Origin of the sequence: Azospirillum sp. TSH64 (assembly GCF_003116035.1) — a bacterium.
Classification (GTDB): Bacteria; Pseudomonadota; Alphaproteobacteria; order Azospirillales; family Azospirillaceae; genus Azospirillum.
Genome location: NZ_LGQW01000002.1, coordinates 19,209 through 40,217 on the forward strand (window position 1 = coordinate 19,209; position 21,009 = coordinate 40,217).

Here is a 21,009-nt window from a genome sequence, read left to right on the forward strand (position 1 = left end):
TGCGCCGAACGGGCTCCCATGGCCCGGCGGCGCGCCGCATGCCAGCCGCTTGCCCTGATGAGGGTTCGGGAGACATCCGCCATGACCGATCTGTCCGTCCATCTGCCTGAAACGTCGCGCCGTTCGGTGCTCCGCGCCCTCGCCGGGCTGCCGCTGCTGCCGGTCGCCGGCATCGGCGCCGGCGAGCTGCTGTTCGCCTCGGGCGCCGAGGCCGCCGCCGCCAAGGGTGCGCCGGTCGCCGTCGAGTTCGTCGGCATGGCCGCCCCCACCGCCGCCGCGGCGCAGGCGAAGACCACGGTCGAATCCAGCATGGTCGTGACCTGGGCCGACGGTTCCAAGCAGAGCTTCGCGCTCGGCTACCAGCCGCTGTTCATCACCGGCGATCACGTTCCGGACGGCAAGGGCGGCACCATCCTGGCCGGCGGCTACGTCGACATCGCCGGCAAGCCGATCCTGGACGCCTCGCTGGCGACCCCGTCGCAGTTCTTCTCCGACTGCCCGGACGGCTGCAACCTGCTGGCCCCGATCCCCGGCGCCAAGGTGGCCGGCGTCACCGGCAACACGCTGTTCGCCGTCGTCCAGTTCGAATACACCACCCGCGATTCCAAGGACGCCTCGATGTACGGCAAGCTGCCGTCGCCGATCGCCGTCCTGACGCTGGACCAGAACAAGGAGACGGGCGCGCTCAAGCTGGTGCAGTACCACAATGTCGACACCAGCGGCGTGCACGGCCTGTGGATCACCTGCGGCGCCAGCCTGTCGCCCTGGAACACCCACCTGTCGAGCGAGGAGTACGAGCCGGACGCGGCCGCGCTCGACGACCAGTTCCGCGCCTACAGCAAGAACCTGTTCGGCGACGAGACCAAGGCCAACCCGTACCATTACGGCCACCTGCCGGAAGTGACGGTGAACCTGGACGGCACCGGCAGCATCAAGAAGCACTATTGCCTCGGCCGCATCTCGCACGAGCTGGTGCAGGTGATGCCGGACGAGCGCACCGTGCTGATGGGCGACGACGCCACCAACGGCGGCCTGTTCATGTTCATCGCCGACAAGGCCAAGGACCTCTCCGCCGGCACCCTCTATGCCGCGAAGATGGAGCAGGAGGCCGGCAAGGATCTCGACAAGGGCGGCGCCTTCGGCCTGAAGTGGGTCAAGCTGGGCCATGCCACCAGCGCCGAGATCGAAAAGCTGGCCGACAGCCTGAAGGCCGCCGACATCGTCGAGGTGAAGAAGGAGGATCCAAAGGACCCGTCCTTCACCCTCATCCCCTTCAGCGGCAAGACCCAATGGGTCAAGTTCAAGCCGGGCATGGAGAAGGCCGCCGCCTTCCTGGAGACCCACCGCTACGCCCCCACCGTCGGCGCCACGCTGGCGCTCACCAAGCTGGAGGGCGTCACCGTCAACGCCAAGGACAAGACCGCCTACATGGCGGTGTCCTACATGTACAAGTCGATGAGCGACGGCAAGAGCGGCATCAAGGTCGACGCCATCAACGCCGGCGCCGTCTATCAGCTGCCGATGAAGGCCGGCCAGACCGACATGGCCGGTGCGGCCATCGACAGCGAGTGGGTGCCGGTGCATTTCAGCGCCGTCCCGGCCCTGGTTGGCCGTGACCTCGCCACCCCGGACGCCATCGGCAACACCGCCGACGCCGACCGCATCGCCAACCCCGACAACCTGAAATTCTCCGAGAAGCTGCGCACGCTGCTGATCGGCGAGGACAGCGGCGCCCACGTCAACAACTTCCTGTGGGCCTACAACGTCGACACCAAGCAGCTGTCCCGCCTGCTGTCCTGCCCGGCGGGCGCGGAGTCGACCGGCCTGCAGGCGGTCGACGACGTCAACGGCTTCTCCTACATCATGAGCAACTTCCAGCACCCCGGCGACTGGGAGAAGGGCCTGCACGACAAGGTCAAGGACAGCGTCGCCGGCCTGATCGACGATGCCTACCGCAACCGCCGCAGCGGCGGCGTCGGCTACATCCACGGGCTGCCGCAGGCGGTCTGAGAAACACAGCCGGGCAGGGTCTCTGCGGGGGCTGGAAGGGCAGGGAAGAACGCGGCCGGGCAACCGGCCGCGTTTTTTCATGCCTGCATCGTTCATGGCCGCATCGAAAGAAGTAACACTACCGCCAAATCGCGCAGCTGCGTTTTTCTTGGAAGAGGTAATCACCAATCGACCTAGGACCAATCGGTGATCTTAACACCTCGTTAACTGGCGGAATGGCTCAATAAGCTCATCAGAACGGGCAAGAGCCTCCACCTCGAATACAGGGATCGCCACCATGTCCAAGATCGAATGCGCCGCCGGCATCTTCGCTTCTGCTTCCCTGCACCTGGATGTGGTCGATGAGTTCATCGCGATCACCCAGTCGAAGCTGGACGGCAGCACCAGCGATTTCACCCGCGACAGCCTGGCCGACCTGCTCGCCGGCCTGACCGAGCAGCGCGAGACCTACCGCTCCGTTCTCGCCGCCGCCGACCCCATCGTCACCGCGCTCGCCGCCTGATCCGGCCGCTCCGGCCCGCTCCCGCCGCCCCCTCTTCCTTCCGCGAAAGACCGCCATCATGACCGCCCAGAACGCTGCTCCCACCGCCGCTCCCATCGCTCAGGACGTTCTCGCCTCAGCCACCCTGCACCTGGACGTGCTGGAGGAGTTCATCGCCGTCGTCCGCCGCCGGCTGGCCTCGACCACCGACATTTTCGCCCGCGACAGCCTGACCGACCTGCTGCTGAACCTGACCGAACAGCGCGACGGCTATCAGGCCTTCCTGCCGCTCGCCGCCGCCGAACCGGTGTGAAGGCTCAGAAAGCCTTCAGCTTCTTCCAGGCGAACACCACCATGCGGGCCAAGAGCCAGCCGTGGGTGAAGCGGGAGATCTGGGTTTCGCCATAGCTGCGGTCGGCGTAGCGCACCGGCACCTCGACGATCTTCAGGTTCTGCTTGGCAGCGCCGAAGATCAGGTCGAAGTCGCCGAACGGGTCGAAGTCGCCGAAGTAATGGCGGTTGGCGACGATGGTCTCGTAATCCTTGCGCCACAGCACCTTGGTGCCGCACAGCGTGTCGGTGAAGCGCTGGTTCAGCAGGAAGGAGAAGATGCGCGCGAAGGCCCGGTTGGCCAGGAAGTTCAGGAAACGCATCGCCTCCGGCGCCATCGGGTAGACGAGCCGCGTGCCGTTCACGAATTCGCCGCGCCCCGACACCATCGCCTGGTAGAATTTCCCCATCGTCTCCGGCGGCACCGTCAGGTCGGCGTCGAGGATGATCAGGATGTCGCCGCGCGCCACATTGAAGCCGGCGCGCACCGCGTCGCCCTTGCCCTTGCCGGGCTGCTTCATGACCTTGATGTCCCAGTCGGGATAGGCGTCGCGGACTCGCAGGCATTCCTCGTAGGTGTTGTCCTGGCTGTTGCCCTCGACATAGATCACCTCGACGTCGGGAGCGAAGCGGGGCAGCCGGCGGATGGCGTTCTCGATGTTGCCGCGCTCGTTGCGGCAGGGGATCAGCACGGTGACCGAAGCCGGCTTGCCGTCGACCGTCACCGCCTCGACGGTGGGTTGCGGCCGGGCGACGACATAGTTGCGCACGCACAGCCGGCGGATGCCGGGCAGGGGGGCGATGTAGCGGTTGACCAGCGTGCCGAGCCCGAGCAGCCGCTTCGGGATCAGCTGGCGCCATTCGCGGCGCACCGGCTCCCAGCCGGCCAGATCCAGCAGGTTGACGATGTCGCTGGTCGACAGCCAGTTCTGCTTGCCCTGCGGCATGCGCATCCCGAGCTTCTCCGCCGCCCACAGAATCGGTTCCCAGACGCGCGAATGGTAGCTGACGATGATGCGGGTCTTCGGCGTCGCGACCCGGCGCAGCAGGCGCAGCGTCTCCTCGATGTCGTCCAGGAAGCCGATGGTGCCCGACAGCAGGATGTGGCTGAACGGCCCTCCAATGGCCGCTATGCTGTCGATGGTCGCCGGATCCTCGGCATCGGCGGCGATCAGCTCCAGCTGCGGATGGCGGGCCTTGGCCTCGGCGATGGTCGCCGGGCTGAGGTCGATGCCGACGCCGCGCGCCGGCTTCAGCGCCGCCAGCGTGTCGCCGACGCCGCAGCCGATCTCCAGCACCGTCGCCCCTTCCGGAATCAGGAAGCGCAGATAGGCGCGGTCGGCGTCATGGAAGGCGCGGTTGCGCTCGGCCCAGCGGTCGCGCAGGGGAGCCATGGCGTCGAACAGCGAACGGATGCGCTGCTGGCGCGGGGAGAGGCCGCGCGTCCCGGCAGCGGCGTGGGGCGTGGCATCCGGCATGGCAGCCGTCACGGTGACGGGCTGGGAAAGCGTCGAGGTCGGCTGGTCGGTCATCGCGAAAAATCCGTGGGAAAGGCCTCAGCCCCGCCGGGAGCGGTCTGAAGGGACGTTTGGTCGGCCGTTTGGGACGGTGTCTGGGCCGGTGTCCGGTGGTCTGGCTGGATGGCGGTCTCGTTGCGCAGCAGCAGCCAGAAGACGCCGCCGGGCAGCGACAGGACGGCAATCGACAGTCCGATCAGCAGCGAGACCAGAAGGGCCGCGTCGGCATTGAAGCCGAGCAGCGCGAAGCCGGCGACCATCGCGCCCTCGCGCACGCCCCAGCCGCCGAGCGAGACGGGCAATGCTGCGGCGACGATGGCGGCCGGCACGATGGCCAGCCCATCGAGCCAGCCGACCGGCAGGCCGACGGAGCGGGCGAACAGGATGGTGGCGCCGATGGTGGCGAGGTGGACACCGATGCTGTGGCCCAGCGCCGCCCAGGCGGCCGGGTTGCCGCCCATGGCGCGCAGCTGCGCCACGGCGGTCCACACCGTCCGCCCCAGCGCCCCGTCGCGCAGCCGCTTCGGGATCGGCAGCCGGTCGCGCGGGATGCGCCCGGCCAGCAGCAGAAGCCCCATGGCCACCGCCAGCACCAGCGCCCCGGCCAGCACGGTGGCGGCGACGGCGGGCGGTGCCACCGCGGCCAGATGCGGCAGCCCGACCAGCCCGATCAGCACGACGCCCAGCAGGGCCATCAGCCGGTCGACCAGCAGGGCCAGCATCACCGGGCCTGCGGGATGGCCGAGCCGCCAGGTGAACCAGCCGCGCAGCAGGTCGGCCCCAACCGATCCCGGCAGGATCTGGCCGAGGAATCCGCTGGCCATCTGCAGGCGGAAGGCGGTCCAGCGGGTCAGCGAGAATCCGGCGGCGCGGCCGACCGACCGCCACCGCTGCGAGGCGAAGGGGAGGGTCAGCGCCTTCACGGCGAAACCGGCGGCGAACAGCAGGGGATCGGCGGCCGACAGGCGCGCGGCGATGCCGGACCAGTCGGCTCCGGCGGCGAGCGCGCCCAGCACCGCGACCGTCACCGCCAGCTTGACCAGCACCGGCCACCGCCGTCCGGCCGGCTTCTCCGGATCCGGTTGGCCTGGGCTGGGTTGCCCCGGACCGGGAGCCGGGCCGGAACCGGGCTTCGCCGATTGGGCGAAGGGGGTGTCGAGCAGAGCCTGGGCCATCATTCCCGCATGGAAATCCGGGTGCCGCGGGACAGCGGCGCCGAACGGGCCGTTGTAACGGCTCACGCCCGGCTTGTCACCCGGTCAGGCGGGAGAGGGGGCTGGCGGGCAGGGGGGCTGGCGGAAGGGGAATCAGCCTGCCGTGCGCCCGGCCGCCCCTTCCTTGAGGATCGACATGACCGTATCGACCAGCTTGCCGGCATTCTCCTGGACATAGCCCGGTTCGCTTCTCGACTGGATCATCAGCCAGGGCTGGGCGCTCGTCCCCTGCTCGGGATCGAAGAAGCCGAGCCGAGCCTTGGACTTCTGGAATTCCGAATGGTGCTCGCTGTCAGCCCGCATCGCGGCACCGAACGCACCATTGTCCACCGCCGCCTGCGACGCCGCGGCATCGGGACCGTTCAGCATGTCGACCAGACCGGCCTTGACCTCGTCGGCCGACATCTTGCCCAGCTTGTCGAAGGCCCGGTTGTCCAGCCAGATCTCCACCTGCTTGTCGTCGGTTCCCTGGGATCCCGGCAGGAACAGCGTGATCAGGGAGGATTTGTCCCAGCCTTCCGGCGGTACCGACGCTCCCGATTGACGTTTGGCTTCCCAGTCCTTCACCTCCTGGGATTTTTCCGGCATGGCGATGCCCCTCGACACCGCCTGCCGCTCCACGACCTTGCCGATCTCGCCACTCAGCAAGACGTTGCCGGTGCTTTCGCCCTCCGCCTCGAAGCCGAACTGGCTGCGCAGCGACTGCATGCTTTGTCGGATGAATTCTCCTCTCGCCAGGTGATAATCCATGACCTTCTCCATGCGCGCACTCATCGCCTTGAAATCCGCGAAACTGAGCTCGCCTTCGATCTTCAGCTGGACCGGCGGTGCGGACGGACCTCCCGGAGCGTCGGCTGCCCCGGTCATCTTCGAGATCGCCTGTGCCGACAACGACACCGTATCGCCCGCAGTCTTGGTCTGGGGCGAGGCTGGCGACGCGGTCTTGGAGGATGCGGGAGAGGAGGATGGAGCAGGAGGAGGCGCGGAAGGCGGTGCCGACTTCAGCTTCGTCAGCAACGAGAGCGGCGACATGGCGCCTTCCGGTATAACCTTGGCAACCATGTTATCCCCCCCACGAAAGGATGTATCCGTGGAAGGATAACGTCGTTATCGGCTAAAAATTTATTAATTCCTGCAATCTGCGGTAAACGCCCCTCTCGGTCGAAGGGCGCCCCGGATCGATGATGCCGTGCATGCTCACCCCATTCCGGCGGCGGCCAGCATGGCGCTGTCCGGCAACAGGCCCGCCGCCCCCGCGCGCGCGGGGGCGGGGCTCAGCGCCCGGCCTTCCAGCCGGCCGTTCAGGATGTAGTGCCGCATCGCCGCCGTCAGGTCGCCGCCGGTGGCCGCCGCCACGTCGGCGTTGGCCGCCAGATAGGCCGAGGCATTGAAACCGGTGCTCCGCCCCTCCGTCCGGCCGCTGCCCAGGTAATGCAGGTCGGCCCGGGTGGTGTCGGTGCCGAAGGCGGCGGCGAGGTCGGCATTGGCCGCCAGATAGGACAGCGGGTTGAAGCTGACCGTCCGCCCCTCCGCCCGGCCGCTGCCGATGTAATGCATCGCCGCCGCCGTCCGGTCGGTGCCGAGGGCGGCCGTCAGGTCGCCATAGGAGGCGATATAGGCCAGCGGATCGAAACTCACGGCTCGCCCCTCCGCCCGGCCGCTGCCGATGTAATGGGCGGCTCCGGCATCGCCGTTGGCACCGAAAATCGCCGACAGGTCGCCGTAGGAGGCGATGTAGGCCAGCGGGTCGAAACTCACGCTCCGGCCTTCCGCCCGGCCGCTGGCCGCGTAATGCGCCGCACCGGCGGCGGCGTTGGCGCCGAAGGCGGCCGACAGGTCGGCATAGGAGGCGATGTAGGCCAGCGGCGAGAAGGCCGGCCCGGCCGCGGCGGCGGGGGTGTTGCCCGTGCCGGTCGCCGGGGCGGTCCCGCTTCCCGATCCTCCACCGGCGCCGGGGCTGGGGATCCCCGGCACCGTCAGGGGAGCGAAGCCCATCCGGCCCCAATCCAGGTCATGGATGCCCAGCGCTGCCGCAGCACCGCTGCCCAGCCGGAAATCGCCGGCCGCCGGGTTGGCGAACAGTCCCGACGACAGGGTGTCGCCGCCGTTCAGCCCGCGGATGCCCTGCAGCAGGTTGCCGCTGACGGTGTAGGAGCCGGGGGTCCAGAACTCCCAGTAATCCGTCCCGGTGGAGGAGGAGATGACGTTGCCGGTCACCCGGTTGTTGCTGAGCAGCCCGATGGTGCCGGCGCTCGGCACCCATTCCAGCCGGATGAAGCGTTCGCGCGGGTTGGACAGGGTGGCGAAGTTGTTGGTGACGGTGTTGGAATCGCCGCCATGGATGAAGACGCTGGCCCAGCCGGTGTTCTGGATGAAATTGTCCTGGACGGTGACGCCGTTGGCCATGTCGTCCAGATAGATGCCGAAGCTCTTCTGGCGGTCGAGCCAACCCGACCCGTCGGTCGCAAGCCCGCCGACGTTGCGGATGTCGTTGCCGCGGATGACCGTGCGGGTGTCGACGTTGGACCGGCCCAGCATCTCGATGGCGCCGCCGTCGGCGGTCTCGGTCATCGTGTTGTAGAGGCGGTTGTACTCCACCACCGTGTCGGTGTTGACGGTGGCGCCGTCCCAGTTCTTGATCGAGATGCCGTAGCGCGTGCTGTTGCGGATGTCGTTGCCGGAGATCAGCGTGCCGCTGGTGCCGTAGAGCTGGATGCCGGCGACGTCCTTCAGCACCTCGCCGATGCCATCCATGCTGTTGGCGCCGATGCGGTTGCCGTTGCTGCCGTAGGTGACCTTGATGCCGCTGGCTCCCAGATGCTCCATCCGGTTGGCTTCGATGGCGTTGGCCGACGATCCGGTCAGCGTCATCCCGGTGCCGACATTGACGAAGCGGTTGCCGGCGATGCTGTTGCCAGACGCGTTGGTCAGCGTCAGGGCCGAGCCGTCCCACGTCGTGTCGGCGAAGGTCAGCCCCTGGAGGGTGACGCCGCTCGCCCCGTTCAGCGAGATGAGCGTTCCCAGCCGCGCCACCACGGCACCCTGGCTCAGCAGGGCGCCGGGGTCCTGCGGCTTCACCACCAGCCGGCCGGTCTCGGCGCTCCAGGCGAATTCGCCGGTATCGCGGATGAAGGCGTCGTCGTTCAGCAGGCGGTAGGTGCCGCCGCTGCGCAGGGCGTATTTCGCCGCTTGCGTGAAATTGACGGTCCGGCTGCCGGCATCGATGGAGGCGACGCCGACGATGTTGTCGGACAGCCGCTCTGTGTCGAAGGTCTGGACCATCGTGCCGGGCTGCACGCCGGCGGCCAGCACCGCCGCCATCGCCCCGTCGCCGGCGCCGATGCGCAGGCTGGTTTTGCTGGCGCCGCCGGCCGCCGCCTCCAGCACCGACCAGCCGGACTTGGCATCGCCGGCATTCCAGTCGCCGGTCTGCGCCACCTTCTGCCGGATGCCGCCGATGGAGAGGTCCAGCCCCGTCGCAGAGGTCGCCGCGGCATAGAGGCCACCGCCGATGGCGGTGAAGCCGCCGACCCGCTCGCCGCCGCTGAACACCGGCGTTTCGCCCGGAAAGGCCATGATGCGCACGCCGTTGTCGGCCGCGGTCAGCGTCACCGTGCGGGCCATGGCATAGGTGCCGCCGCGCACATAGGTGTCGCGGATGCCGGTCGCCCGCATCGCGCCCTGCGCGCGTTCCAGCGTGGCGAAGGGACCGTCGGTGCCGTCGGCGTTGGGGGCCGCCAAACGCCCCGACCAGGAATCGTTGCCGTTGGTCGCGACGTAGAAAGCCTGCTGAGTGTCTGTCATTGCCGGATTGCCTTGCCGATACCGGGCAATCTCACGGCAGAAACACTTAATAAGGAGGTAGCCTCATCCTTTCGGAGATACTCTTTCGTACGAAAACGCGGTGTTCATTTCGTGACAAATGGCCGCGCCGCCGCAGTTGTCACTTGCCTTGTCTTTTTCGGTGTCTGCGCCGGACTTTACTCAACCCGGTCAGCGCAGCTCGACCCTCCGCTCCTCCCGCAGCACCGTTTCTTCGCCATGGCTCAGCGTCACCGTCACCCGGTAGGAGCCGGTCGCCCAGGGGGCAGGGGCGGGTTTCTTCACCTCGGTGCCGAAGAAGAGGACGGCCAGCGGACGCGGCACCGCGCCCTCTTTGCGGAACAGGCGGCGGCCGTCTGGGCCGGTCACCTCCAGCGTCACCCGGTCGCCCTGCCGCCCGCCCATCAGCTCCGTCCACACACCCAGCACCGGCGTGTCCGCCGGCACAGGCTTGCCGCCATAACCGCCGTTCCGGGCCACCTCCGCCTTCGGCGCCTCGGGCGCCAGACCGGCGCCGAGCACGGCACTCGACCGGTAGGCGAGCGTCCGGCGCGCCTCGGCGCTCCACAGCGTGCCCGACGGCACCGGCGCGGCGCCCTGATCGGCGGTGCAGGCCGGCGCCTCCGCGGCCCCGACCTCCTTGCCGGTATAGGGGTCGAGGGTACGGCCGTCGTGGCGGATGCCGAAATCGACATGGGGGAATTCGGTGTTGCCGGACAGCCCGACCTGGGCCAGCGGCGTGCCGGCCTCCACCCGGTCGCCCGGCTTGACCGCGATGCTGCCGCGTTTCAGGTGGCTGTACTGGGTCTCCCAGCCATTGCCGTGGTCGACCACCACCGCATTGCCAGCCTCGCGCCCGGCCGGCGCGCCGCCGCTCTGGCGGATGCTGACGTCGTCCATCCCGTCGCGCACGCGCGCCACCGTTCCGGGAGCGGCAGCCACCACCGCCACCCCGCGCCGCATCGCCTCCAGATCGGGCAGCCGGAAATCGGTCCCCTTGTGCCCGTCATAGGTCAGCCGCCCGCAGGCGAAGTCCCGCATCCCCGGCCCCGGATCGGCATCGACGTAATTCTGGACAAAGCAGTCCGCCCCGATCCGGCAGCGCACCGGCACCTCCAGCGCCGGAGCCCCGGCGGAAAGGGCGGCGGGAGAATCGGCGAAGGCCGCCGATGGCAGCAAGGCCAGGGCGGCAAGACCCCAGCGGTAATGGACCGGCACCCTCATCCAAACCCCTCGCACCATACAGCTCCAGCTTGCTTGATCGTCCCCAACAGGTGGGATGCCTGAGGACATGGGCCAATCTCTGCCGGCTTGCCATTGCAATGTACATTACAAAAAGCAATAATTCTGCCATGCACACGATCAGATACACTGCCGCGGCCTTGAAGGCTTTGCGCCGGATACCGCGCAACGTCGCGGATCTGATCCGTCAAAAAGTGCAGGACGTGGCGGCGGACCCAGCGACAGCCCGAAACGTGAAGAAGCTCAAGGGCCGCGACGGCTACCGGCTGCGCGTCGGAGACTGGCGGGTCGTCTACGACATCGAGGATGGGGTTCTGGTGTTGATCGTGATCGATGTTGGACCGAGAGGAGGCATCTATGACTAGCCCGGCGCAGATCATCCGCGACGGCAACGGCAAAGCCGCCTTCGCCGTGCTGCCGATTGCCGAATATGAACGCCTGCTGGAGGCCGCCGACGAAGCCGCCGCGATCCAGGCTTACGATGCCTACCGGCATTCCTCACCGGAAACTTTTCCCGACGAGGTCGCGGAACGACTGCTCGAGGGAGAGCACCCTGTGAAAGTGTTCCGCGACCACCGCGGCCTGACGCAGACCCAACTCGCCGAAGCCGCCGGCCTCAAGCAGTCCTACGTCTCGCAGATCGAGGCCGGCACGCGGAAGGGCTCGGTAGACGCCTTGAAGCGCATCGCCGAAGCGCTGCGCGTGGAGTTGGACGACCTGACCTGATCTCCATGCGCCCCCTATGCGCCGTCGCATAAGGGGCACCACGTCCGAAATCCGCCCCGTCCTTATCATCCGAAAGCCACATCGCCAGACGGCATACTCCACCCTGCATCTTCATCGACGACGGCAGCAGGACGGGGACCGACAGCATGGCGAACAGCACCTATACCGGCCGGGGCGAGACGGTCGTCGTCATCGACAGCGGCTGGTCGCCGACCTGGGAATCCGCGTCGCGCATCGTCTATCAGCACGACTACGCCAACAACGACGCCGATGCGCGCAACCCCAACGCCGACACCCATGGCGCCCTGGTGACCTCCAACATCCTGTCGCAGGCGCCGGACCTCAACATCGTCGCGCTGAAGGTGATCCCGGACGGCACCTCAACCGCGTCGGGGGCGGCGATCGAGCAGGCGCTGCAATGGGTCGTGGCCCATGCGTCGGACTACAACGTCGTCGGCGTCAACCTGTCCCTGGCCGGCGGCTCCGCCGCGTCGGAGATGACGACCCTGCTGTCGGACGAGCTGGCGAGCCTCGCCGCCAAGCGGGTGCTGGTGTCGGCCGCCGCCGGCAATGCCGGGCAGAACGGGACGGCGACCGACGTGTCCTATTTCGCCGCCGACCACAACACGATCTGCGTCAGCGCGTCGGGCGGCGACGGCACCATGCCGGGCTGGGCCCAGCGCAATCCGGGCATCACCGACCTCTGCGCCGACGGCACCGACATCCGGCTGACCGATCTGGCCGGGCGGACGGTGACGGCCAACGGCTCCTCCTTCTCGGCCCCTTCGGTGACCGCCGCGGTGGCGCTCGCCCAGCAGGAGGCCATCGCGCTGCGCGGCAGCGCCCTGACCCAGGACGAGTTCCTGTCGCTGGCGAAGCAGACCGGCACGCCGATCGCCGGCACCGGCTACACCGACCTCAACACCCAGGCGCTGCTGGCGAAGATCGGCCAGCTCTATGGCACGACGGCGACGCCGACGGTACCGGATCCCGGAACCGGCGCCCCCGCCACCACCACGGCCGCCATCCTGGTCAACGCCAAGGGCACCGCGGCGGCCGGCGTGAACGCCCATTTCACCCTGCTGGTCGACGGCCATGCGGTCGGCAGCGCCACGGTGGGTGCTGCGGCCAAGAACTACGCCTTCACCGCCACCGTGTCGGCCGACAGCGCCCACACGGTGCAGATCCAGTACGACAATGACGGCTTCTCCGGCGGCCAGGACCGCAACCTGTTCGTCAACAGCGTCAGCGTCAACGGCCACGGCTATGCCGCCACCGACGCCGCGGTGACCTACGACAAGGGCGCGCTCGACGGGCACGACGTGGTCAAGGGCCAGAGCGGGATGTGGTGGAACGGCACGCTGGTGGTCGCCGCCGACAAGAGCCTGTTCGGGGTGCAGGCCCCCGCGCAGGCGCAGGTGGCGGAGCTTCAGGCCGGCGACCTGCTGGGTCACGCCGTGTCGGCCGATGCGGCCTCGCCGGTGGCAGCCGACGGCGCCGGCTGGACGCCGGAGCTGCTCCCGGCCTTCGAGTATGCCGGCCACGGCCTGCACGCCTGGTACGACACGCACGACATGGCGGTGTAAGGAGCCGAGACCGGAGCGTATCCCCTCTCCCCGGGAGGGAGAGGGGGATCCCCGAGAAGGCACACATCTCACCGCTCGTGCATGGCCTCCTGGGCGCTGCGCGACAGGGGGGAGAGCAGATAGTCGGCGATGCGGCGGCGGCCGGTCTTGATCTCGGCGCTGACCGTCATGCCGGGTTGCAGCCGCGTCTGCTTGCCGTCCACCTCCAGCGTGTCGCGGTCCAGCGCGATGCGGGCGGCATAGACCGATCCCGCTTCCGGCGTCTTCGCCGTGCTCTTGTCCGTCCCCTTGTCGGCCTGCTGCTGCTGTTGCACGGCGTCGCTGGACAGCGAGGCGACGCGGCCGGGGATCAGCCCGTATTTGGTGAAGGAGAAGGCCTCCACCTTCACCTCGGCCACCTGTCCGGTCTGGACGAAGCCGATGTCCTTGTTGGGGATGAAGGCCTCGACCTCCAGCCGGCTGTCCTCCGGCACGATGACCATCACCGGCTGGGCGGTGGTCACGACACCGCCCACCGTGTGCACGGCCAGCTGCTGGACATAGCCGTCCACCGGTGCCGTCAGCCGCAGGAGGTCGACCTGCTGCTCGGCCTTGGCCAGCTCCTGCTCCAGCGAGGCGGCCTTGCGCTCGGCCTCGGCGAGGTTGGTGTAGAGCTGGCGGCGGAACTCGGCCTCGGTCTGGCGGCGCTGCTCGGCGGTGGCGGCGATGGAGGCGTCGGACTCCGTCAGCTTGATCTTCTGGACCAGAAGCTCCTGCTCCTGCCCGACCAGATCCTGCTGGAGCTGGAGATACTGGAAGCGGGACGAGGTGCCGCGCTTCGACAGGTCGTACAGCGCCTCCGCCCGCTCGCGGATCAGCGGCAGGGTGGCGTTCAGCTTGGCGATGGTCTGCACCACGGTGGCGCGGTCGGCCTCGCGCCGGGCCTGCTCGCGGTCGAGTGCGGCCAGCTTGGCGCGCTGCTCGGCGATCTGGCTGGCGAGGAGCTGGCCCTGCATCCGCGCCAGTTCAGGCGACAGGCCGGCCGGGGCGGCGAATTCGGCGTTTGGGTTGCCGTTCACCACCTCCAGCGCCGCCCGCAGCCGCGCCGCCTCGGCCCGCGCCGCCGACAGGTCGGAGCGGATGCGGCCCCGGTCGGCCACCGCCTCGGTCGGGTCGAGTTCGATCAGGGTCTGGCCGGCCTTGACCAGCTGGCCGTCCTCCACGGCGATGGCGCGGACGACGCCGGTCTGCATCGGCTGGATGGTCTTGGTCCGGCCGCTCGGCACCACCCGGCCCTGCGCCACCGCCACCACGTCGACATGGCCGAACCAGGCCCAGGCGCAGGCGGCGGTGAAGGCCAGCATGATCACCGCGGTGAAGGTGCGCGCGGTGGGGGAGGGCGGACGCTCCAGGATCTCCAGCGCGTCGGGCAGGAAATCCATCTCGTCGCGGCGGCGCTTCTGCAGCCGGCCCTGGGGTTTGGTCGGCGGACGCGGGCCGCCGGGCGTGCCCGGCGCGTTGGCGGGCGGCTTGATGCCGGGAGGGGTGGAAAGAGGGGCTGTTCCGGCAGGGGTGGTCTGCACCGCGGCGGTCGTCTTGCTCATGGCGTTCATTCCCCCGTTAGCCCGCGGCACGCTGTTCGATCAGCCCGTCGGCGGGCGGCGGGTTCGCACCCGACAGCTGCCCCATCTGGCCGCGGAACAGCGTGGCGTAACGCCCGCCGCGGCGCAGAAGCTCGTCGGGCGCGCCGTCCTCGACGATGCGGCCGCGCTCTACCGTGACGATGCGGTCGGCGATGGCGACGGTGGACAGGCGGTGGGCGATGATCAGCACGGTGCGGCCGGCGCAGATGCGGCGCATGTTGGCCTGGATGATGCGTTCGGATTCATGGTCGAGCGCCGAGGTCGCCTCGTCGAAGATCAGGATGCGCGGGTTGGTGACGAGCGCGCGGGCGATGGCGATGCGCTGCCGCTGCCCGCCGGACAGGCTGGCACCGCGCTCCCCCACCACCGTGTCATAGCCGTCGGGCAGCTCGACGACGAAGTCGTGGGCGCCGGCCAGCTTGGCCGCGGCGACGACGCGGGCCATGTCCATGGTCGGATCGGTCAGCGCGATGTTCTCGCGGATGGTGCCCGAGAACAGGACATTGTCCTGGAGGACGACGCCGATCTGCCGGCGCAGCCACACCGCGTCGGCGGTGGACAGATCCGTGCCGTCGACCATCACCCGCCCGCGCTCCGGCACATGGAAGCGCTGGAGCAGCTTGGCCAGCGTGCTCTTGCCCGAGCCGGACGTACCGACGATGCCGACCACCTGCCCCGCCGGGACATGCAGCGACACGTCGCTCAGCGTCTCCGGCCCGTCATGGCGGTAGCGGAAGGTGACGTGGTCGAAGCTGAGGTCGCCCTTGATCGCCGGCATGGCGGCGCGGCCGGCGCTCTGCAGCGGTTCGGGTGCGGTGTTCAGGATGTCGCCGATGCGGTGCATCGACAGCCGCACCTGCTGGAAGTCCTGCCAGAGCTGGGCGATGCGCAGCACCGGTTGGACGACGCGGCCGGCGAACATGTTGAAGGCCACCAGCTCGCCCACCGTCAGGCTGCCCTCGATCACCAGCTTCGCCCCCAGCCACAGCACCAGCATGGTCGAGATCTTGGAGACGAACTGCACCGACTGGCTGGCGACGTTGTTCAGGTTGCCGGCGCGGAAACCGGCGCGGACATAGCCCGAGAGCTGGTCCTCCCAGCGGCGCTGCATGCGCGGCTCGACCGCCATGGCCTTGACCGTTTCGATGCTCGACACCGTCTCGACCAGGAAGCTATGGTTCTCGGCGCCGCGGGCGAACTTCTCGTCCAGCCGGCGGCGCAGGATCGGCGTCGCCACCAGGCTGATGGCGACATAGACGGGGAAGGAGGCCGCGACGATCGCCGTCAGCATCGGGCTGTAGACCAGCATGACGCCCAGGAAGACCACGGTGAACAGCAGGTCCAGCACCAGCGTGATGGTGGAGCTGGTCATGAAGTTGCGGATCGTCTCCAGCTCGCGCACCCGGGCGACGCTGTCGCCGACCCGGCGCGAGGCGAAATAGCCCATGGGGAGCGACAGCAGCCGCTGGTACAGCTTGGCCCCCAGCTCCACGTCCAGCCGGTTGGCGGTGTGGGCGAAGGTGTAGGTGCGCAGGCCGCCCAGCACCGCCTCGAACAGGATGACGGCCAGCATGCCGGCCATCAGCACGTCGAGCGTGCCCAGGCTGCGGTGCACCACCACCTTGTCGACCACCACCTGGAAGAACAGCGGCGTCACCAGCGCGAACAGCTGGATGAAGAAGGAGGCGAGCAGAACCTCGCCCAGGATGCCGCGGTATTTCCAGGCGACCGCGCCGAACCAGCGGGCGTCGAAACGCGGCTGGCCCATGCCCATCGTGCCCTTGCGGCCCAGGCAGATCAGCCGGCCGGTCCACAGCGGCTCGAACCCCTCGCGGTCGAGGATGCGGGTCTGGTTGGTCGCCGCGTCATGCACCAGCACGCGGTCGCCGCCGGCCTTGGCCAGCACCAGGAAGCCGCCGTCCGGGCCGGGGACCAGCGCCGGCAGCGGCGTGCGCTCCAGCCGTTCCCATTTGGTCTTCACCACCCGGGCCTTGGCGCCCAGCCGGTGGGCCTGGCGGACCAGCCCGGTCAGGTCGGGGGATTCGCCGCCGCAGGCATGGCGCACGCCGTCGTAATCGGCCGGAATGCCCAGGATGCGCAGCGCCGACACCAGCCCGGCAATGCCGGGATCGAGACGGGGCCCAGGGTTGGAGCCGGGGTTGGGGCCGGTATTGAGACCGGGGCTTGGACCTGCCTGGGCTCCAGGGGGAGGAGGGGAGGAGGGGTCCCGCGCCGGATCGGCCGGCGACCCGTCTCGCATCTGTTCCATGAAGGCTTCCCGGTTCCGAAACTCTAAGGGGTGCCGCCGGACGGCTGCGGCCAACCGAAGGTGAGGATCGCGTCCCCGCGCGGCCACCCGAACGATGGGGTACCCCGCATCGTCGGTGTCCGAAGGGAGGGAGCCGAAGGGCGGCCGGGCGCTCTTCCGGGGTTTCCCCGATGGTCCGCCTCGACAGGCTGCTTTTTCTAGACCCGGTGCGGTGCTTGGGAGTAGGCATGCAGGACAGCCGGGCCAGCGGGACCGGCGCCGTTTTCCCTACACCGGACAAAAGCCGCCTTGTCGCCGATTCCCCAGCTCCTGCGCCTTCTGATCCTGCTGCTGACGCCCTTCTGGCTGTCGCTGGCGGTGGAGGGGCTGGGCCTGTACGGGTCGATGCCGTCGCTGCTGTCCAGCTGGCGCCGCCCCGCGGACGTGGACACCGCCACGGCGCAGCCGACCGGCTGGCGGGAACGCGCCTATCTGGCCGCCAATCCCGACGTCGCCGCCGCCGTCCGCAGCGGGCAGCTCTCCAGCGGCTACGCCCACTATGTCCAGCAGGGCCGCGCGGAAGGCCGCCGCGGCGGCTTCGTGGAGCAGGTCAGGAAGCCGGCGGAGGCGCAGCCCGCCGCAAGCCAGCCGGCTCCGGTACAACCTGCTCCCGTCCAGGCTCCTCCCGGCCCGGAAACTCCGGTCCAGACGGCTCCGTCCCCCGCCTCCGTCCCGGCTGCCCCGCTGCCGGCGGCGAAGCCCGGACCGCAGGACCCCGCCCCACGGACGGAACCGGCGGTAGAGTTTCTGCGTCCCGGCGTCAAGCCGGTCCCCGACGCGCCGGCCCGGCCAGCCGGCATCCAGACCGTGGCAAGCACCGCGGCCCCCCGCACCGTGGAGCGCATCCGCACCGCCAACGGCGGCGACGGGCTGCGCGTCGTGATGGATTTCGACCAGGAACCGCGCTTCGAAACGCCGGTGCGCCGCCCCGACGGCCGGCTGGAGCTGACGCTTCCCGGCACCCAGTGGCAGGCCCCGGCGGCGGGCCGCCTGCCGGCGACGGCGCTGGGCTACCGGGCGGAGCGCACCGGCAGCGGCACCCGCCTGCTGTTCAGCGACGAGGATGGCGGAAGCGACGGCAGGGGAGATGGCAGGGGGGATGGCAAGGGCGAAGCGGTCCGGCTTCTCGCCGTCTCCACCCTGGCCCCCGACAAGGACCGAGGCCACCGTCTGGTGATCGATCTGATGCTGCCCTCCACGGCGAAGGCCGACAGCAAGAGCCGCTGAAACACCCGCTGGGCGGGCTGTGCCGATGGCGCTTGGCCGCGGCCATACCCCCATTGCCTTCGGGGTTGTGCTGCTTGACCGGATCGGTTAGCTGTCTGTCAGTCGTCAGTCACACTGGCCGTAAGCGTTCAACGTCAACCAACGCACTCAACGATCCCCAGCGGTCGGAGTGCGTTCGCTTGTCCGGAACGCGCGTCGACCGCGGACCAGTGTGGAGCACACCATGCGTCCCCAGCCGACATACGATCCGGCACGCGGCCAGCCGCAAAATCCCTCGCACAACACATCGCCGGACCGGTCCCAGGCCCGCCTGTTCGTCCTGGCCGCCATCCTGTTCGTCTCCTATCTCTGCGTCGCCATTTCCCTTCCGGTGACGCCGCTGTTCGTGACCCAGACCCTGGGACTGGGCAATTTCTGGGCCGGGCTGGGCGTCGGCAGCGCCTTCCTCGCCACCATCCTCACCCGCAGCTTCGCCGGCAATCTCGTGGACGGCGGCGGCGCCAAGCCGGCGGTCGCCCGCGGACTGGCGCTCTACATCGCCGGCGGGCTGGTCTCGCTCGGCGCCGGCATGCTGCCGCACCTGCCTTGGGCCGGCCCCTGGACGGCGTTCGCCGTGCTGGTGGCCGGGCGCCTGCTGATCGGGCTGGGCGAGAGCCTCGTCGGCGTCGGCGTGATCGCCTGGGGGATCGGCATCGTCGGGCCGCAGCGCTCGGGCAAGGTGCTGGCCCTGGTCGGGGCGGCGCTCTATGGCGCCTTCGCAGCGGGCGGGCCGCTGGGTCTCCTGCTGCTGGACGGCATCGGCTTCGCCGGCACCATGGCGATCGGCGCCCTGCTGCCGGCGCTGGGGCTGCTGGCGCTCCGCCCGATGACGGGGGTCGCGGCGCATCCCGGCGCGAAGCGCCCGCCCTTCCGCAGCGTGCTCGGCCGGATCTGGCTGCACGGCGCCGTCGTCAGCCTGCAAGGCATCGGCTTCGCCGCCATCGGCGCCTTCTTCTCGCTGCACTTCGTCCATGAATCCTGGCCGTTCGCCGGGCTCGGCCTGACCGCCTTCGGGGTCGGCTTCGTCCTTGTCCGCTTCGCCTTCGGCCATCTGCCGGACCGCATCGGCGGCCTGCCGGTGGCGATGGGATCGCTGGCGGTCGAGGCGTTCGGCCAGCTGCTGGTCTGGAGCGCCGGCGACCCCACGCTGGCCCTGGTCGGCGCCTTCCTGACCGGGCTCGGCTGCTCCCTGGTCTTTCCCGCCATGGGCCGGGAGGTGGTGCATCTGGTGCAGCCGCATCTGCGGGCGACGGCGCTCGGCGCCTTCGCCGCCTTCCAGGACGTGGCCTATGGCCTGACCGGCCCGGTGGCCGGGCTGCTCGCCGACCGGGCCGGCTACGGCAGCGTCTTCCTGCTGGGCGGGGCCGCGGCGGCGGTCGGCTTCCTGACCGCGCTCCATATGCGCCGGACCCTGGTCGCCGCCGGCCCCCCGCCGGCCTGAAAACGCCGGCTTGAAAAGGCCGTGTCTGGTCGCGCGAAACCGGATCCATCCAGAAGCGTGGGAGGCGGAATTTTCCAGCACTTCACATCGAATGCGGGAAATTCCGGCGGGGACTTGCCGTTGCGCCGTGGCATGATCGCCCCCTTCGCAGCCTTTTCCGCAGGACCGTGACGCCCTCCATGAAGATCCTGTTCATCCATCCCAGCTTTCCCGGCCAATTCAAGGCTCTGGCCCCGAGCCTGGTGCGGCGCGGACACACGGTGCATGCCCTGAGCCGGACGATGGAGGTGCCGTCCGGCTGGGGCGGGATCACCGTGGCCGCTTACGCACCGTCACGGGCGCCGGCCTTTGGCGTCCATCCCTGGGCCACCGAATTCGAAATCAACACGATCCATGGCGAGGCCCTGTTCCAACGGGCGCTGACGATGAAGGCGGAGGGCTATGGTCCCGACGTGATCGTCGCCCATCCCGGCTGGGGCGACAGCCTGTTCGTGAAGGACGTCTGGCCGCAGGCCCGGCTCGGCATCTATTGCGAATTCTATTACCGGATGGAGGGCGCGGATGTCGGCTTCGATCCCGAATTCCCGTCGCAGGATGTCGGCGAGCCGTGCCGCCTGCGCCTGAGAAACGCCATAAACCTGCTCCAGTTCGAGACCGCCGACGCCGGCCTGTCTCCCACCCGCTGGCAGGCGGACAGCTTTCCCCGTATTTTCCGCGACCGCATCACCGTGGTGCATGACGGCATCGACACCGGGACGGTGGCCCCGAACCCCGATGCCCAGGCCATCCTGAACGGCACCCTCACGCTGACGCGGGCGGACGAGGTGGTGACCTTCGTCAACCGGAGCCTGGAGCCCTATCGCGGCTATCACAGCTTCATGCGTGCCCTGCCGCGGCTGCTGGCCCAGCGCCCCCGGGCCCATGTGCTGATCGTCGGCGGGGCCGGCACCTCCTATGGGGTGCCGCCGCCGTCGGGAAGCTGGCGGGACATCTTCATTGAGGAGGTGCGCGGCTCCATTCCGGACGCCGACTGGGCACGGGTGTTCTTCCTGGGCAACCTCCCCTACGACCACTTCATTCCTCTGCTCCAGCTTTCCTCCGTCCACGTCTATCTCTCCTACCCCTTCGTGCTGAGCTGGAGCCTGATGGAGGCGATGAGCGCGGGCGCCGCCGTGGTCGCCGGCGATACCGCTCCGATCCGCGAGATCGTCGAGCATGACCGGACGGGGCGGCTGGTGGACTTCTTCGACCATCGCGGACTGGCCGACAGCGTGGCCGATCTGCTGGCGGACCGGGCAGCACGCGACCGGCTGGGCGCCGAGGCCCGCGCCTCCATCCGCGCCAACCACGATCTGCACAGCGTCTGCCTGCCGCGCCAGTTCGCCTGGATCGATGAGCTGGCGGACGGGCGGGGCTAGGCGGCCATTATTAATTCATTAAATCA

Annotated in this window: 17 protein-coding genes; 10 read left to right on the forward strand and 7 right to left on the reverse strand. The window is 69.2% G+C overall.

Features of this window, described 5'->3' with window-relative positions; genetic code table 11:
* Nucleotides 1–81 precede the first annotated feature (81 nt).
* The 3 genes from TSH64_RS00445 (at nt 82) to TSH64_RS00455 (ending at nt 2,804) form a co-directional block, all read left to right on the forward strand.
* A complete protein-coding gene (locus TSH64_RS00445) occupies nt 82–2,010 on the forward strand; it encodes an alkaline phosphatase PhoX (RefSeq protein ID WP_109095199.1) in 1,929 nt (642 codons plus the stop codon).
* Nucleotides 2,011–2,287: 277 nt separating this feature from the next.
* Nucleotides 2,288–2,512, forward strand: a complete 225-nt coding sequence (locus tag TSH64_RS00450; protein WP_109095200.1) for a hypothetical protein — start codon at nt 2,288–2,290, stop codon at nt 2,510–2,512.
* A gap of 58 nt (nt 2,513–2,570) precedes the next feature.
* Nucleotides 2,571–2,804 (forward strand): hypothetical protein, encoded by a 234-nt coding sequence (locus TSH64_RS00455; protein WP_109095201.1) that lies wholly within the window; start codon nt 2,571–2,573, stop codon nt 2,802–2,804.
* 4 nt (nt 2,805–2,808) lie between these two features.
* On the opposite strand, the gene TSH64_RS00460 is transcribed toward TSH64_RS00455, so the two are convergent.
* From TSH64_RS00460 to TSH64_RS00470, 3 genes are all read right to left on the reverse strand, one after another.
* Nucleotides 2,809–4,353 (reverse strand): glycosyltransferase, encoded by a 1,545-nt coding sequence (locus TSH64_RS00460; protein WP_109095202.1) that lies wholly within the window; start codon nt 4,351–4,353, stop codon nt 2,809–2,811.
* On the reverse strand, nt 4,350–5,516 hold the full coding sequence (locus TSH64_RS00465) for a lysylphosphatidylglycerol synthase transmembrane domain-containing protein (RefSeq protein WP_109095274.1): 1,167 nt from the start codon (nt 5,514–5,516) through the stop codon (nt 4,350–4,352). The genes TSH64_RS00460 and TSH64_RS00465 overlap by 4 nt, the downstream gene beginning before the upstream one ends.
* 129 nt (nt 5,517–5,645) lie before the next feature.
* Nucleotides 5,646–6,302: a hypothetical protein gene (locus TSH64_RS00470; protein ID WP_247872680.1), complete on the reverse strand. Its 657-nt coding sequence runs from the start codon at nt 6,300–6,302 to the stop codon at nt 5,646–5,648.
* Between TSH64_RS00470 and TSH64_RS35180 the strand changes: the two genes are divergently transcribed.
* Nucleotides 6,301–6,654 carry a hypothetical protein gene (locus tag TSH64_RS35180; RefSeq protein WP_146207961.1) on the forward strand — a complete coding sequence of 118 codons (354 nt, stop codon included), beginning with the start codon at nt 6,301–6,303 and terminating at the stop codon, nt 6,652–6,654. The genes TSH64_RS00470 and TSH64_RS35180 overlap by 2 nt on opposite strands.
* Nucleotides 6,655–6,749: 95 nt before the next feature.
* Here the strand turns inward: TSH64_RS35180 and TSH64_RS00475 are convergent, their stop codons facing one another.
* Both TSH64_RS00475 and TSH64_RS00480 read right to left on the reverse strand, forming a co-directional pair.
* Nucleotides 6,750–9,356 (reverse strand): right-handed parallel beta-helix repeat-containing protein, encoded by a 2,607-nt coding sequence (locus tag TSH64_RS00475; RefSeq protein ID WP_109095203.1) that lies wholly within the window; start codon nt 9,354–9,356, stop codon nt 6,750–6,752.
* Nucleotides 9,357–9,545: 189 nt separating this feature from the next.
* Nucleotides 9,546–10,598 carry a M23 family metallopeptidase gene (locus TSH64_RS00480; RefSeq protein WP_109095204.1) on the reverse strand — a complete coding sequence of 351 codons (1,053 nt, stop codon included), beginning with the start codon at nt 10,596–10,598 and terminating at the stop codon, nt 9,546–9,548.
* 128 nt (nt 10,599–10,726) lie between these two features.
* Between TSH64_RS00480 and TSH64_RS00485 the strand changes: the two genes are divergently transcribed.
* The 3 genes from TSH64_RS00485 (at nt 10,727) to TSH64_RS36715 (ending at nt 12,928) form a co-directional block, all read left to right on the forward strand.
* Complete coding sequence (locus TSH64_RS00485) at nt 10,727–10,981, forward strand: type II toxin-antitoxin system RelE/ParE family toxin (protein WP_109095205.1); 255 nt, start codon at nt 10,727–10,729, stop codon at nt 10,979–10,981.
* Entirely contained in the window at nt 10,974–11,342 is a 369-nt protein-coding gene (locus tag TSH64_RS00490) for a helix-turn-helix transcriptional regulator (protein WP_109095206.1), read from the forward strand. Before TSH64_RS00485 ends, TSH64_RS00490 begins: the two co-directional genes overlap by 8 nt.
* 146 nt (nt 11,343–11,488) lie before the next feature.
* Nucleotides 11,489–12,928: a carbohydrate-binding domain-containing protein gene (locus TSH64_RS36715; protein WP_348770314.1), complete on the forward strand. Its 1,440-nt coding sequence runs from the start codon at nt 11,489–11,491 to the stop codon at nt 12,926–12,928.
* A 68-nt stretch (nt 12,929–12,996) separates the two neighbouring features.
* Here the strand turns inward: TSH64_RS36715 and TSH64_RS00500 are convergent, their stop codons facing one another.
* Both TSH64_RS00500 and TSH64_RS00505 read right to left on the reverse strand, forming a co-directional pair.
* Nucleotides 12,997–14,511: an HlyD family type I secretion periplasmic adaptor subunit gene (locus tag TSH64_RS00500; protein ID WP_109095277.1), complete on the reverse strand. Its 1,515-nt coding sequence runs from the start codon at nt 14,509–14,511 to the stop codon at nt 12,997–12,999.
* Nucleotides 14,512–14,527: 16 nt separating this feature from the next.
* Nucleotides 14,528–16,819, reverse strand: a complete 2,292-nt coding sequence (locus TSH64_RS00505; protein ID WP_247872681.1) for a type I secretion system permease/ATPase — start codon at nt 16,817–16,819, stop codon at nt 14,528–14,530.
* Nucleotides 16,820–17,107: 288 nt separating this feature from the next.
* On the opposite strand from TSH64_RS00505, the gene TSH64_RS00510 reads away from it, so the two are divergent.
* From TSH64_RS00510 to TSH64_RS00520, 3 genes are all read left to right on the forward strand, one after another.
* Nucleotides 17,108–18,085 carry a hypothetical protein gene (locus TSH64_RS00510; protein WP_109095207.1) on the forward strand — a complete coding sequence of 326 codons (978 nt, stop codon included), beginning with the start codon at nt 17,108–17,110 and terminating at the stop codon, nt 18,083–18,085.
* Between the two features lie 223 nt (nt 18,086–18,308).
* The gene (locus TSH64_RS00515) at nt 18,309–19,565 is read left to right on the forward strand and encodes an arabinose transporter (protein WP_109095208.1); all 1,257 of its coding nucleotides are present in this window, start codon (nt 18,309–18,311) and stop codon (nt 19,563–19,565) included.
* 179 nt (nt 19,566–19,744) lie between these two features.
* Complete coding sequence (locus TSH64_RS00520) at nt 19,745–20,983, forward strand: glycosyltransferase (protein ID WP_109095209.1); 1,239 nt, start codon at nt 19,745–19,747, stop codon at nt 20,981–20,983.
* Nucleotides 20,984–21,009 lie beyond the last annotated feature (26 nt).

What these genes read in the sequence shown, in the direction of transcription:
- TSH64_RS00485 (WP_109095205.1), top strand. Translation starts at nt 10,727, where the DNA reads ATGCACACGATCAGATACACTGCCGCGGCCTTGAAGGCTTTGCGCCGG.
- TSH64_RS00450 (WP_109095200.1), top strand. Translation starts at nt 2,288, where the DNA reads ATGTCCAAGATCGAATGCGCCGCCGGCATCTTCGCTTCTGCTTCCCTG.
- TSH64_RS00460 (WP_109095202.1), bottom strand. Translation starts at nt 4,353, where the DNA reads ATGACCGACCAGCCGACCTCGACGCTTTCCCAGCCCGTCACCGTGACG.
- TSH64_RS00445 (WP_109095199.1), top strand. Translation starts at nt 82, where the DNA reads ATGACCGATCTGTCCGTCCATCTGCCTGAAACGTCGCGCCGTTCGGTG.
- TSH64_RS00520 (WP_109095209.1), top strand. Translation starts at nt 19,745, where the DNA reads ATGAAGATCCTGTTCATCCATCCCAGCTTTCCCGGCCAATTCAAGGCT.
- TSH64_RS00470 (WP_247872680.1), bottom strand. Translation starts at nt 6,302, where the DNA reads ATGGATTATCACCTGGCGAGAGGAGAATTCATCCGACAAAGCATGCAG.
- TSH64_RS36715 (WP_348770314.1), top strand. Translation starts at nt 11,489, where the DNA reads ATGGCGAACAGCACCTATACCGGCCGGGGCGAGACGGTCGTCGTCATC.
- TSH64_RS00515 (WP_109095208.1), top strand. Translation starts at nt 18,309, where the DNA reads ATGCGTCCCCAGCCGACATACGATCCGGCACGCGGCCAGCCGCAAAAT.
- TSH64_RS00490 (WP_109095206.1), top strand. Translation starts at nt 10,974, where the DNA reads ATGACTAGCCCGGCGCAGATCATCCGCGACGGCAACGGCAAAGCCGCC.
- TSH64_RS00480 (WP_109095204.1), bottom strand. Translation starts at nt 10,598, where the DNA reads ATGAGGGTGCCGGTCCATTACCGCTGGGGTCTTGCCGCCCTGGCCTTG.
- TSH64_RS00455 (WP_109095201.1), top strand. Translation starts at nt 2,571, where the DNA reads ATGACCGCCCAGAACGCTGCTCCCACCGCCGCTCCCATCGCTCAGGAC.
- TSH64_RS00475 (WP_109095203.1), bottom strand. Translation starts at nt 9,356, where the DNA reads ATGACAGACACTCAGCAGGCTTTCTACGTCGCGACCAACGGCAACGAT.
- TSH64_RS00500 (WP_109095277.1), bottom strand. Translation starts at nt 14,511, where the DNA reads ATGAGCAAGACGACCGCCGCGGTGCAGACCACCCCTGCCGGAACAGCC.
- TSH64_RS00505 (WP_247872681.1), bottom strand. Translation starts at nt 16,819, where the DNA reads ATGGAACAGATGCGAGACGGGTCGCCGGCCGATCCGGCGCGGGACCCC.
- TSH64_RS35180 (WP_146207961.1), top strand. Translation starts at nt 6,301, where the DNA reads ATGACCTTCTCCATGCGCGCACTCATCGCCTTGAAATCCGCGAAACTG.
- TSH64_RS00465 (WP_109095274.1), bottom strand. Translation starts at nt 5,516, where the DNA reads ATGATGGCCCAGGCTCTGCTCGACACCCCCTTCGCCCAATCGGCGAAG.